This window comes from Phocaeicola sp., from assembly GCF_057861905.1.
Window position 1 is genome coordinate 74,361 of sequence record NZ_DBMACV010000001.1, and the last position, 14,321, is coordinate 88,681.

10 protein-coding genes are annotated in these 14,321 nt (G+C 46.2%); all 10 read left to right on the forward strand.

Annotated features, from left to right (window positions below; translation table 11 throughout):
- Window positions 1-56 precede the first annotated feature (56 nt).
- The 10 genes from ACZM60_RS00300 (at window position 57) to ACZM60_RS00345 (ending at window position 14,315) form a co-directional block, all read left to right on the forward strand.
- A complete protein-coding gene (locus ACZM60_RS00300; protein WP_489520505.1) occupies window positions 57-278 on the forward strand; it encodes a helix-turn-helix transcriptional regulator in 222 nt (73 codons plus the stop codon).
- Window positions 268-2,598 (forward strand): type I restriction-modification system subunit M, encoded by a 2,331-nt coding sequence (locus ACZM60_RS00305; protein ID WP_489520506.1) that lies wholly within the window; start codon window positions 268-270, stop codon window positions 2,596-2,598. The genes ACZM60_RS00300 and ACZM60_RS00305 overlap by 11 nt, the downstream gene beginning before the upstream one ends.
- Complete coding sequence (locus tag ACZM60_RS00310) at window positions 2,598-3,743, forward strand: PDDEXK nuclease domain-containing protein (RefSeq protein ID WP_489520529.1); 1,146 nt, start codon at window positions 2,598-2,600, stop codon at window positions 3,741-3,743. Before ACZM60_RS00305 ends, ACZM60_RS00310 begins: the two co-directional genes overlap by 1 nt.
- Before the next feature lie 10 nt (window positions 3,744-3,753).
- Entirely contained in the window at window positions 3,754-5,031 is a 1,278-nt protein-coding gene (locus tag ACZM60_RS00315; RefSeq protein ID WP_489520507.1) for a restriction endonuclease subunit S, read from the forward strand.
- Window positions 5,028-8,102, forward strand: coding sequence for a type I restriction endonuclease subunit R (locus ACZM60_RS00320; protein WP_489520508.1), 3,075 nt, complete (start codon window positions 5,028-5,030; stop codon window positions 8,100-8,102). Before ACZM60_RS00315 ends, ACZM60_RS00320 begins: the two co-directional genes overlap by 4 nt.
- Before the next feature lie 12 nt (window positions 8,103-8,114).
- Window positions 8,115-9,539, forward strand: a complete 1,425-nt coding sequence (locus tag ACZM60_RS00325; protein ID WP_489520509.1) for a KAP family P-loop NTPase fold protein — start codon at window positions 8,115-8,117, stop codon at window positions 9,537-9,539.
- 42 nt (window positions 9,540-9,581) lie between these two features.
- Window positions 9,582-11,819 carry an SF1B family DNA helicase RecD2 gene (recD2, locus tag ACZM60_RS00330; RefSeq protein WP_489520510.1) on the forward strand — a complete coding sequence of 746 codons (2,238 nt, stop codon included), beginning with the start codon at window positions 9,582-9,584 and terminating at the stop codon, window positions 11,817-11,819.
- Window positions 11,816-13,309, forward strand: coding sequence for a Y-family DNA polymerase (locus ACZM60_RS00335; protein WP_489520511.1), 1,494 nt, complete (start codon window positions 11,816-11,818; stop codon window positions 13,307-13,309). The genes recD2 and ACZM60_RS00335 overlap by 4 nt, the downstream gene beginning before the upstream one ends.
- Complete coding sequence (locus ACZM60_RS00340) at window positions 13,302-13,712, forward strand: hypothetical protein (protein WP_489520512.1); 411 nt, start codon at window positions 13,302-13,304, stop codon at window positions 13,710-13,712. The genes ACZM60_RS00335 and ACZM60_RS00340 overlap by 8 nt, the downstream gene beginning before the upstream one ends.
- Before the next feature lie 141 nt (window positions 13,713-13,853).
- Entirely contained in the window at window positions 13,854-14,315 is a 462-nt protein-coding gene (locus ACZM60_RS00345; protein WP_289560786.1) for a helix-turn-helix domain-containing protein, read from the forward strand.
- The last annotated feature ends 6 nt before the right edge of the window (window positions 14,316-14,321 follow it).

Here is a 14,321-nt window from a genome sequence, read left to right on the forward strand (position 1 = left end):
TGCGTAAATTTTCCAAGAAATGTTATACCTTTGCCGTATAGTTTAATTCATTAAACATGGCAGAAAGAGATTTAAACAGACTAAAATTGGTTTTGGTCGAAAAGAAACGGACAGGAGTTTGGTTGGCACAAGAACTGGGGGTGTCGCCTGTGACCATCAGTAAATGGTGCTCCAATATCACACAGCCATCCTTGCCGACTTTGAGCAGGATAGCTGAGTTACTGGATGTTGACCCCAGGGCATTGTTAAACGGAAAGGATACACAGCATGATAGATAATTCACATAGCCAAATGGTCGCCCTCATCTGGAATATCGCAGATGATGTATTAAGGGATGTCTTCTTGCGGGGGCAGTATCGCGATGTGATATTGCCCATGGTCGTACTGCGGCGTCTTGACGCACTTCTTGAACCGACCAAGGAAGAAGTGGAAGAAGAAATCAAGGAAAGTGGTATAGAAAATGTTGACGAAGGTGTCTTGAAAGACATAACCGGACTCAGTTATTTCAATACAAGCAAATGGACGCTCAACCGCTTGAAGTCACAGGCTTCAGACAGCAATGACATTCTATACGACAACTTCGTGGAATATCTGAACGGATATAGCGAAAACGTGCGTGATGTGTTGAGACATTTTGAATACTATTCTAAAGCCCGCAAGTTGGCAGATAATGACCGACTGTTGTCCATCATTGAACGGATTACAGATCCGCGTATCAACCTGACCGATAAAGAGACCACTGACCCCGACGGCTTGCCACTTCCTGCCCTGACAAATGTGGGTATGGGAACCGTATTTGAAGAACTTCTGCGTAAGTTTAATGAAGAGAACAACGAGGAAGCCGGTGAGCACTTCACCCCCAGGAATGCTATCTCTTTATTGGCTCATATGGTGTTTGAACCGGTCAAGGACGATTTGCCTAAAATCATATCCTTATACGACCCAGCTTGCGGCTCCGGTGGTATGCTGACCGAAGGCCGTGAATACCTGCTTGACATTGGGGTGCGGAGCAGTGCCATCCAGTTATCCGGTACGGAGATAAACCCGGAAACATACGCTATTTGTAAATCCGATGTCATCATCAAGGGTGTTGACCCTGACGGCATATATTGTGGTAATACACTTACAGAAAACCATTTCGCAGACAAGTCGTTTGGCTATATGCTGACGAATCCCCCATACGGAAAGTCATGGAAAGAAGACAAAAAGAAAATATACCACGAGAAAACATTGCTTGACCACCGCTTTGAACTTGAGCTGACCAACTTTGCAGGCGAGGTTGAATTGTTGGATTGCACTCCCCGTACATCTGACGGGCAGATGCTCTTCCTTTTAGAAGAAGTAAACAAGATGAAGCCGCTTGAATATCAGCCACAGGGAAGCCGTGCTGCATCCATCCATAACGGTTCTTCTTTGTTCACCGGTGATGCTGGAAGCGGCGAGAGCAATATCCGCCGTTATCTTATTGAAAACGATTTGGTAGAAGCCATCGTGCAGTTGCCTAACAACATCTTCTACAACACGGGCATTTCCACGTATGTATGGCTGCTGACCAACAAAAAAACGGAACGAAGGAAAGGGCAAGTGCAACTCATAGACGCTTCACAGGCGTTTGAGAAACTGAGAAAGAACCAAGGTTCAAGAAACTGCACCATTTCCGACTCTTATCGGGAAGCTATCCTACAAGTCTATATGAATTTTGTAGAAAAGGAGGTAGATGAAGAGAACAAAGTCAGTTCCAAGATATTCGATGGGGATGATTTTCGCTACTACAACGTAACTATTGAACGCCCGTTACGACTTCGTAGCCAATTCAATGCACTCCGGATTGACGCCATGCGTTATGACAGTAGTGACCTCGAAACAAGCCAGTGGCTCTACCAGACATACGGCGAACAGGTGTATGAGGGATTAGAAACAGAAATACCGTCTATCAAAGAATACCTGAACGAGCAGGAAATCAAGATGACAGACAAGAAACTTGTCAAGCTATTGTCTGCCAAGGCGTGGAAGGAGCGGCGCAAACTGATGGAAGCAGCCAAGGAACTGATGAAGGTTGTAGGAACTGAGGTGTTCATGGACTACAACCGGTTCTTTACCGAAGTTTGTGCAGCGGCAAAAAATTTGAAGCTTGATTTGAAAACCGCCGCTCTTGGCATCATTGCCCGTGCAATGTCAGTCACCGACCCGGAGGCTGCACCTGTCATCAAAAAGGAACATCGTGCCAACAGCAAAGACATCAACAACCTTTTGGCCACATTCGGTGTACCCGAAGAAAGACTTACTGATTATGGATATATGGCTGCGAAGAAAAATGTGTATGTGGAATATGAGGCAGACAGCGATCTCCGCGATAGCGAGAAGATACCCATTAAAGAGGATATTTATGGATACTTCCAGCGTGAAGTCAGGCCTTATGTAGATGACGCATGGATTAACCTGCCATCAACAAAAATAGGCTGTGAAATCTCATTTAACAAGTATTTTTACAAGCCTACCCCTTTGCGCTCCCTCGAAGAGAACGAGCGTGATATTCTTGCCCTTGACGAGAAGAGTCAAGGTTTTATACGGTCACTTTTTGAAACAACGGAATTATGATAGTCATGGAACAACAATATAATGAAGCGGTGACAGCCATCAAGCAGGCTATCCTGCAAAGCCAGTATCGTTCGGTCAAGTTGATTACCGGCGAACAGCTGTCACTCTATTTTGGCATAGGACGATATGTGTCGGCCAATTCACGCACCGGAACATGGGGTACAGGAGCCATAAGTCGTATAAGCGAACGGTTGAAAAGAGAGCTGCCCGGCTTACGCGGGTTCTCCGAACAAAACATACGCAATATGCGTACATTTGCCGAGTATTGGGAGGCGTATCTAAAATGCTCGCCAACGGCGAGCGAATTGCAACTACCTGTTGTTGAGAGCGGTATTGATATAGACGGCTTTTCATTACAAAAATGGTCGCCCGTGGCGAGCGAAATCAACCGGGAAGAGTTCTTGGGTATCAGTTTCTCTCATCACATGGAAATACTGCATAAGACGAGAGACATCCATGAAGTGCTGTTTTATATCCACCAGTCCGTTTTGCACAAATGGGATAAATACGATCTGCGCAGCAGACTGAAAGAGAATCTGTACCAGAACAGGGGAAGTGCCACAAACAACTTCCTGCAAACCATGCCTGTGGCAGATGCCCGGAAAGCCGTCGGTATGTTCAAGGATGAATATCTGCTTGACTATATCAACGTGGAAGAAATGGAAGTAGACAAGGCTGACGATGTGGACGAGCGTGTTGTGGAACAAGCCATAGTACGCAACATCAAGAAGTTCATCATGACATTCGGACGCGATTTTGCCTTCATTGGCAATCAATATCATTTGGAGATATTCACAGAGGAACTGTTTCCCGACCTGCTTTTCTTTAACCGTGAGTTGAATTGCATGGTGGTAGTTGAATTGAAAAAGGGAGCGTTCAAGTCCGGGTATATCGGTCAGCTTCAAACTTATATGCGTGTGCTTGATGATAAAGTGCGCAAGCCACACGAAAATCCGACTATCGGAATCCTGTTGTGCAAGAGTGCCGACAAAGCCTTTGTGGAATATGTCATCCGCGACTATAACAGTCCGATGGGTGTAGCTACCTATAAGACAGCGGCAGACATGGACGAGAAGATGCGAAATTCTCTTCCTGACATGGAAGAAATGCGTAAGCTCTTAATGGATAATGATGAGATAAAATAACTCTGCTTGCATGGAAAGATATAGCGAATATAAGGATAGCGGTGTACAATGGTTGGGAGAGATTCCGAAGCATTGGGAAATAAAAAAAGCTAAATATATTTGGCAAGAACTCTTTTCTTTGTCAGAAAAGGGCAATGAGGGCTTATTGTCTGTTTCACAAAACGATGGAATAACAAAGGCTAGAAATGATTCAAGAAGTGAATCCTTAATAGGTTATAAGAAAGTGTCAAAAGACAATCTTGTAATCAATATAATGCTTGCTTGGATGGGAGGATTAGGAGTTTCTGCTTATGACGGCATTGTTAGTCCTGCTTATTGTGTGTATAAACTCACAGATGATTATAATCCTAAATTCATGCACTATTTGTATAAAACACCTCAGTATCTTGCTGAATTTGCAAGGCGTTCTACAGGTGTTATTCCTTCACGTTGGAGAATGTACACGGATGATTTTGGTCAAGTATTAACAATAATTCCTCCGTTTCCCGAACAACAATCCATTGCTGCCTATCTTGATGCCGCAACGGTAAAGATAGATAAAGCCATTGCTCAACAGCAGAAGGTGATAGACCTTTTGAACGAGCGCAAGCAGATAATCATCAATCATGCTGTAACCAAAGGGTTTAACCCTAATGTTTCCATGAAAGATAGCGGCATGGAATGGATAGGAAAAATTCCAGGACACTGGGAACAACTGCCGTTGAAATATGTCTTTGAAATACGAAATGGCTACACTCCATCAAAGAATAATAAAAGTTATTGGACAAATGGAACAATACCTTGGTATCGCATGGAAGATATAAGGAAGAGTGGACGTATTTTGAATGAATCAATACAATACGTAACCCACAAGGCAGTGAATGGAAAGGGTTTGTTCAAGGCTGGATCGTATATTATGGCGATATGCACTGCTTCCATTGGCGAGCACGCAATGTTAATTGCTGATTCGCTTGCGAATCAGCGATTTGCGAATTTTAACATTCGCAAATCGCTGGTCGAAGACTTCGACCCCATGTATTTGTTTTACTTCATGTACGTGGTAGGCGATTTTTGCCGGAATAACGCCAATTCTACATGTTTCCAATATGTCGATATGGAAGCGTTGAAGCGTTTTCCGATTCTAAAGCCTTCAAAAGAAGAACAAAAATGTATTGTTGCGTATTTAGATAAAGGATTGAAGAAACTGAATACGGCGCTAGAACAAACGAAAGACCGGATCGTACTCCTTCAGGAACGTAAGCAAATCATCATCAACGAAGTAGTAACAGGTAAAGTAAAAGTGTCATGAACGTATCAGGAACAAATGAACAGGCTTTTGAAGCCTTGATAGAAAGAGCACTTGTAGGCAATACCTTGGAGGAACGCCAACAAACAGGTGCGACGGACGTGGACAAACAACAGCCTGCGCCCGACCAATATTATTGGGGACAACCCAAGGACATGACCGAGAAGAAATATGCTTTTGATATGCGCCGCTTATGGTCATTTCTTGAAACGACACAGCAAGACATCCTTGACGAATACAAGGGCAAAGACATACGGACGGAACTGCCCAAGCAGCTGTCTAAAGCCATTGATACATTTGGCATCATCCATGTGCTTAGGAAAGGAGTAGACATCGACAACATACACCTTACGCTGTTTTATCCCAAACCCTCAAAGGCCGACAGCGAGCTTTCAAGAATCAAGTACGCTCAAAACCAATTCTCTATCACCCGTCAGCAGACTTATTCCGTTTTGCATCCCGGCGATGAGATAGACATGGTGCTTTACGTGAACGGCCTACCACTCTTCACTTTTGAGTTCAAGAATCCCTGGACGCATCAAACAGCCCGCTATGACGGCCAAAAACAATATAAGGAAGACCGCAATCCCAAAGACACCTTGTTGAAATTCGGACGCTGCCTGGCACATTTCACTATGGACAAGGACGAAGTGTACTTCACCACACGGCTCAACCTCGACAAGACATACTTTATGCCCTTCAACCAAGGGTTGCCCAACGGACAGGGTGCTGGCAATCCGGTTAATGTCAATGGAGGATATAAGACCTCGTACATGTGGGAATGGGTATTGCAGAAAGATACAGTGGCCGACATCATCAAGAGCTTTGTGCTGTTCGACTATGGTGAGTCAAAGACACAAAAGAAAGTACCTCATATCATGAAGAACGCCAAAAAGCTCATTTTCCCTCGTTTTCATCAACTGGATGTTGTGGGCAAGTTGGTGGAAGAAGTATCACGGACGGGAATTGGCAAGACCTATCTTATTGAACATTCGGCTGGTTCGGGCAAATCCAACTCACTTACTTGGCTTGCATTCAAGTTGATTGATGTTTGTCCTACCACAATGGATGCACTCCGCGCCAAATCGCTTGATGGGAAATTGTATGATTCGGTGATCGTCGTGACAGACCGTCGCCTGCTCGACAAGCAGATAACCGACAATATCAAAGCATTCGGGCAAAGTGAAAAAATCATCGCCCATGCCGATACGTCGAAAATGCTCAAAGAAGCCATCGAGCAAAGTAAGCGCATCATTATCACAACCATACAGAAGTTTCCATACATCTGTGATTCCATTGCCGATGTGAGTGACCGGAATTTTGCCATCATTATTGATGAAGCACACAGCTCGCAATCGGGCATAGCCGCCGACAGTGCCAACAAGGCCATTCAAAAAGACAAAGATTGTGAAGAAATCGACACAGACGAACTGTTGGAGAAGCTGATGAAAGACCGCAAAATGAGCACCAACTGCTCCTATTTTGCATTTACAGCCACGCCCAAAAAAGAAACACTCGAACGGTTTGGAACGAAAGGTGAGGATGGCAAATTCCATCCGTTCCACCTTTACAGTATGAAGCAAGCCATAGAAGAAGGCTTTATTCTCAATGTGCTGACTAATTACACCACCTACAGAAGTTATTACGAGCTGACCAAAAGCATAGAGGACAACCCGGAATACAACAATGCGAAAGCCCAGAAGTTGCTTCGCAAAGCGGTGGAACGTGAGCCTAAGACCATTGAGGCAAAGGCGGACATCATGCTGACCCATTTTGATGCCAAGATATTCCGCAACCATAAACTAAAAGGCAAAGCCAAGGCTATGGTTGTGACAAAGGATATAGAATGCGCTATCTTGTATTATAAAGCTCTGTGTGAAATTGCCGACAAGAAGAAAATACCGTTTAAGATTCTGATAGCATTCTCCGGCACAAAGGCCGTCAATGGCAGGGAATACACCGAAACCGAAATGAATGGATTCCCGGACACGAAAACAGCGGAAAATTTTGAATCGGATGACTACCGTATCTTGGTAGTGGCCAACAAATACCTGACGGGATTTGACCAACCGAAATTGTGTGCAATGTATATTGACAAGCCGCTTGACGGGGTGCTGGCGGTACAAACATTGTCAAGGCTGAACCGTGCTGCCCCGGAACTTGGCAAGCGCAGTGAAGACTTGTTTGTCTTGGATTTCTATAACAGCACAAAGGATATGGAAGACGCTTTCAATCCCTTCTATACTTCCACCGTCTTATCGGAAGCCACAGATGTGAATGTCCTGCATGAGCTGAAAGCTACTCTGTTAGGCATCGGCGTATTTGACATGGACGAAGTAAATGAATTTGTGGGCATGTACTTGCATGGAGAAGAAGCGGATAAATGGGCACCGATTATAGATACGGCGGCAGAACGTTTCAACACAGAAATTGAATGGCCGGAAAACGGCAAGGCAGATTTCAAGATGAAGTGTAAACAGTTTGTGAGGGTTTACTCCAAAGTCGCTGCTATCATGGGTTATGAGGTAAAGGATTGGGAGAAAATGTTTTGGTTCTTGCGTTTCCTCATACCCGAACTTCATGTTGAGTCAAGTGGAGGAAAGGACATAAAGGATTTGCTGGATTATGTCGACTTGAATACCTACGGATTGCGCCGAACAGCCCTGAATGAAACCATCGGGCTTGATGCAGGTGAATCTGTCATTGACCCTAATAAACCTGTGATGGTCAACGGTGGAAGCAATGAAGAACCTAAAGACCCGTTGGATGCCATTCTGGCCGAGTTTAATGAGCGTTGGTTTAAGGGGTGGGATGCCGCACCCGATGACCAAAAGGCCAAGTTGTTAAGCATTACCAAAGCCGTAGCAGAGGATGATGATTACCAAAACCTTGTTGTCGGGAATCCCGACAAACAGGCTGTGGATGAAGCCTTGGGAATTATTATTGACCGAGTTATGCGGAAAAAGCGCAAAGGAGACATGTCTTTATACAAGGCATACCAAGATGACGGATTTAAACACGATTTACGTATTGTGATAGACCGGATGTTGGGAGACTTGGATTATGTGAGATAATATTGTAATACAATGAGTACAGCATATATGAAGTGCAGAACATTAGAGTTGGAAATACCGGAAGGAAATCCATTTCAGAATGACAAATTGGATAGAAGCCACCTCGGCAATATTTTGACGGATATTGTAAAGTTTTATGGGCAATCTGGTTGTGTTATGGCACTTAATGGAGAATGGGGTGCCGGAAAAACTACATTTGTCAAAATGTGGGGACAAAAACTTAAAAACGATGGTTTCAAAACTTTGTATTTCAATGCTTGGACAACGGATTTTTCGGACGACGCCTTAATGTCCATCGTATCTGAGTTAAAAGAGTTGTCATCGCAAAATGGCAATGTGAACAGACTGGCATCTTATGCTGCAAGAATAGCACTTTCTGTCGGAAAAGGGCTTTTGAGAAAAGTAACTGGAGTAGAATCTGATGAATTGGATGTTGCTATCTCTGAAACATCAGAAATAGGCGAAGAATATCTGAAAGAATTTGCCGTACAAAAAGAAACGATAGAAGAGTTCAAACGCCAAGTTATGGAATATGTGGCAGACAACGCAAAAGAACATCCGGTTGTGTTTTTTGTTGATGAGTTAGACAGATGCAATCCCAACTATGCGGTATCAGTTCTGGAACGAATTAAACATTTGTTTGACATTCCTAATTTGGTATTTGTACTGGCTATTAACAAAAAACAGCTATGCAATGCCATACAAGGTTATTTTGGGTCTATGAATATGGATTCCAATGAGTACCTACGCCGGTTCATTGACATTGAATACACATTGCCGGCTCCACAATTAGAAAAATTCTGTAACTATCTTTACGACGAATATGGATTTGATGAGTTTTTCCGAAATAGCGAACGTATGCAACATACAGGCTTTCAAGGTGAAGGAGATTGGTTTAAGGAAACAGCTCACCAATTATGTCAGGCTTCACAAGTAAATCTGAGACAAATGGATCGAATATATGCTTATGCACGTTTGGCCTTAATGCAATTTGGACCAAGCACACACTTAATGCCTGATGTATATTTCATGCTCTGCTTTTGGAAAGTCATAAATCCTGCATTTTATAATGATATTCGGATGAAAGCATATACCATCCAAGAATTACTCTCAAATTTGGAGGAAGTTTTACCACATAGTCTTTATGCTTCCATTAATAACCCATACGAATCGAACTTCTTTGTATCTTCAATCGCAAGTTTGATTTACAGCTATGATGTTACAAGTCTATCTACTGCTCGTGTGACACAACCAAGTCTTGCAAGTGTAAAAGATGGAGAAAAGACCATCTATCCCATAAAGAGCAAATATATAAATGAAGATGTTCTTAATAAAGCTTTAGATGAACTCTATAGCCATCCTCCACGGGAAGCGTATTATGGACTATCATTAGTTTTCAATAGGATAGATTTACTTGAAAACTTTAAGCTGAACTGATGAGAATAAAATATGTCATTGAGAATAATTAAATTGTAATTCATGCCCAAACTTCGCTGTGTAGTAGAACGCATCACCTATCAGAATCCGGAGAACGGATATTCTGTCATGAAAGTCAAGGTGAAAGGTTATGACGACCTTGTGACCTTGGTAGGCAACCTGTTAGATGTACCTGCCGGAAGCGTGCTGCTGTGCGAAGGTGATTGGAAGGTGGACAAGCGTTATGGCAGCCAGTTTGTCTGTCAGACTTGGGAGGAAGTGATGCCTGCCACTGTCTATGGCATTGAGAAATATCTGGGAAGCGGTCTGGTGAAAGGAATCGGGCCGAAGTTCGCCCAACTCATTGTGAAGCGGTTCGGGCTGGATACCATCGAGGTGATAGAGACCGACATCGAACGGCTGTATGAAGTGCCGGGCATCGGCAGGAAGCGTGTGGAGAAAATCCGCGAAAGCTGGGAGAAGCAGAAGGACATCAAGAACGTGATGCTTTTCCTGCAAGGCTATGGGGTAAGCACGGCCTATGCAGCCAAGATATACCGCCAATACGGCAAGGAGAGCATCGACAAGGTGAAAGAGAACCCTTACCGCCTGGCGGATGACATCTGGGGCATCGGCTTCAAGACAGCTGACGGAATCGCAGGGAAGATGGGATATGAGAAGAACGACCTGCGTCGCTGCAAGAGCGGCATCATCTATACCTTGAACCAACTGGCCAATGAAGGACACGTATATGCCGAGGAGGAGCAGCTGGTGAAAGCCGCCATCAGCCTGCTGGAAGCGGATGAGGACTCTATCCGCAAAGCCCTGGCTGACATGGCACGGACGGAAGACCTGAAGATAGAGGATGAAGCCATCTACCTGCCTCCGTTCTACTTTGCCGAGGTGGGCACGGCCAACCGCTTGCTTGCCCTGCTCCGTGAATCGGAAGGCAATCTCTTTGCGACTAGGTTCAATGCAGCGGAACTGTCCAAAGAAACAGGCATCACGTATGACGAGGTGCAGTTGCAGGCCATTGAGGAAGCCCTTCGCTCCAAGGTCATGGTCCTGACGGGCGGACCCGGCACGGGCAAGACCACCACGACCCAAGGTATCATCGCCGCACTGAAACACTTGGGACTGCATATTTTGTTGGCCGCTCCCACCGGACGGGCCGCCAAGCGGATGAGCGAGGCTACGGGCATGGAGGCCAAGACCATCCACCGCCTGTTGGAGTACAATCCGAAGGATGGTTACAAACGCAACGAAGAGAATCCGCTGGAAGGTAACGCGCTCATTGTAGACGAGTGCTCCATGATAGACATCATCCTAATGAACAACCTGATGAAGGCAGTCCCCACTTCCATGCGCCTCGTCATGGTGGGCGACATCGACCAGCTGCCCAGCGTGGGAGCCGGCAACGTGCTCCGTGATATTATAGACAGTGGAAAAATACCCGTCACCCGCCTGACACGCATTTTCAGGCAGGCACAGTCCAGCCGCATCGTGATGAGTGCCCACGCTATCAACCAGGGTCGTTTCCCCGATACCAGCAACGGTAAGGATACCGACTTCTTCTTTATACAGCAGGAAGATCCGGAGAAGGTGGCCGGAGAGATTGTGAGCCTCGTGAAGAACCGTCTGCCCAAAGCCTATCACCGGAAAACAGCCGACATCCAGGTGCTGACGCCCATGCAACGGGGAACAGTAGGTGCGGCTAACCTGAACATGGCCTTGCAGCAGGCACTGAATCCTTCGGGTGTGTCGCTGAACCGTAGTGGTTATTTGTTCCGCCAGGGTGACAGGGTGATGCAGTTGCGGAACAATTATGACAAAGATGTGTTCAACGGAGACTTGGGTTTCGTAGAATCGGTCGATTTGGAGGAGCGCACCTTGTCCGTCAACTTCGACAGCAGACTGGTGGAATACGATGCTTCGGAACTGGACGAGCTGACGCTGGCCTACGCCACCACCATCCACAAGTCGCAAGGCTCGGAATACCCCATCGTGGTGATGCCCGTCCTGATGACCCACTATGTGATGCTGCAACGCAACCTGATTTATACGGGCATCACCCGTGCCAAGAAGATATGCGTGCTCATCGGCACGAGGAAGGCACTCTCATTTGCCATCCGCAATATGACGGTGCTGAAACGCAATACGAGGCTGAAAGAACGGTTGAACCCGGCATTGGGGCAATCCGTATCACCCAAACAGATACGCCCCTACATCTTGGGAAATCCGGAGGATGAAACAGCCATTGCCGCCGAACCCACGGTGGGCTATAACAAAGGAGACCGATGAACATGCATTCCGGACGCCAATACATAGCCATTGACCTGAAGTCATTCTACGCCTCGGTGGAGTGTGTCGAACGGGGACTTGACCCGCTCGACACATGCCTGGTCGTGGCCGACCCATCGCGGACGGAGAAGACCATCTGCCTGGCCGTGTCGCCCGCGCTGAAAAGCTACGGCATCGGCGGCAGGCCACGGCTGTTCGAGGTGGTGCAGAGGGTGCGTGAGGTGAACCGGCAGCGGGGACGCTCCGGGAAGTCCCACTCCAAAAAGGAGCTGGACTCGCGTAAGGAACTGGCCGTGGACTATCTGGTGGCACAGCCGCGCATGGCACATTACATCCAGTACAGCACACGCATTTATGAGGTGTATCTCCGCCACATCGCCCCGGAGGACATCCATGTCTATTCCATCGACGAGGTTTTCATGGACGTGACGTCCTACCTGAAGAATTACCGGATGACGGCTCACGAGCTGGCCATGAAAATCATCCGGGAGGTGCTGGCCGAGACAGGCATCACCGCCACCGCCGGAATCGGTACGAACCTTTATCTCTGCAAGGTGGCAATGGATATTGTGGCCAAGAAAATGCCCGCCGACAAGGACGGCGTGCGCATCGCGGAACTGGATGAGATGACCTACCGCCGTCTGTTGTGGGAGCATACACCGCTTACGGACTTCTGGCGCGTGGGGCGTGGAATTGCCGCACGGTTGGCCACATACGGCATCCTGACAATGGGCGACATCGCCAGCTGTTCCATTGAGCGTGAGGACTTGCTGTACAAGCTGTTCGGGGTCAATGCGGAACTGCTGATAGACCATGCCTGGGGATGGGAACCTGTGACTATGGACTTGATAAAGGCATACCGTCCGGAAACAAACTCAGTTAGCAGCGGACAGGTGCTCCAGTCGCCCTATACGGCAGTCAAGGCACGGAATGTGGTACTGGAAATGGCGGACAGTGTCTCACTCGACCTGGTTGACAAGAAACTGGTGACCGACCAGCTTGTGCTGACCATCGGCTATGACACCGAATCGCTGACGGACAGGGATATCCGGGAAAAGTATCAAGGCAAAATAGCGACCGACCGCTACGGCAGACAAGTCCCTGTTCATGCCCACGGAACAGTAAACATGGAGCGTCCGACCTCTTCCGAAACAATCCTCATGGAGAAGGCCGGCGGACTGTTTGACCGCATCGTAAACCCCGACCTGCTGGTGCGCCGCATCACCCTGTCGGCAAACCATCTTATGCACGAGACGGATATACAGCCAAACAGCCATGTAGTCCAACTCGATCTTTTCACCGACTACGGGAAACTGGAAAAGGAACAGAAAGCCGAAGAAGAGATGCTGGCCAGGGAACGCCGCCGCCAAGAAGCCGTGCTACAAATAAAGAAGAAGTTCGGTAAGAACGCCATCCTCAAAGGGTTGAACTATGCGGACGGAGCCACCCAAAGGGAACGCAACCGGCAGATAGGAGGACACCATGAGTAGATATGACGACATCATCCACCTGCCGCACCACGTTTCCAAGACCCGGAAACCGATGCCAATGATAAACCGTGCCGCCCAGTTCGCGCCATTCGCCGCCTTGACCGGCCATGACGAGGCGATAGCCGAGACCGCACGGCAGACCGCTCCGAGGCGGATACTGTCATCGGACGAACAGGAGATACTGTCCAAGCGGCTGGCTTATGCCATTGACCACATCGGTGAGCGTCCCAATTTTACATTCACCTATTTTATTCCTGATATTCAAAAGGAAGGAGGTCGGTATGTAAGCACTTCCGGAATATTACGAGCATATGATGATTTTGAAAAGAAAATTGCATTGGAAGATGGAACAGTCATTCTTGTTGAGACTATAGTTTCAATTTCTGGAGATATGTTAGACTAGTTCAATCTTGAAAATAGATGATATATTGAGATTTGTCATACCAAAATCATATATAAATCGTAATCAAAAGAAATAATTTATAGTTATCATATTTGCCAATTAAAAATTATCTTGTATATTTGCGACATAAAAGAAAAGAATATGGTTCAAGGATTATCTTTTGTATCAAAATCCAATGGACAGTCAGAAATCAGATTGATTCATGATTCGGGAGAAACAACTGTATTGTTGTTCAATTCGACATTTCCATTACAAGCAGAAGACTGTTATGTAAAAGCGATTCATGAGCTTTTCAATGTTCATTCTGACATATCTCCATATGACGAATTGCTGGGACTTTTTACATGGTGGTTCACCAAGCATAATTTGGAACAGCCATTATTAGTCGGAACGTTCAATGATAATGAAAGAAAAAGAATAGGAAAACGAATTAGGGAAATCCGTGAAGAAAAACGGATTGAGGCTCGCCAGCTTTCTGCTATAACCGGGATAAATCCAGCAAATCTTAGCCGGATTGAACAAGGAAAAGTGTCCACAGGTTTGGACATTCTTTCCAAAATAGCCAATGCTTTAGGATATAAATTAGATTTCGTAAAACAATAAAATCAT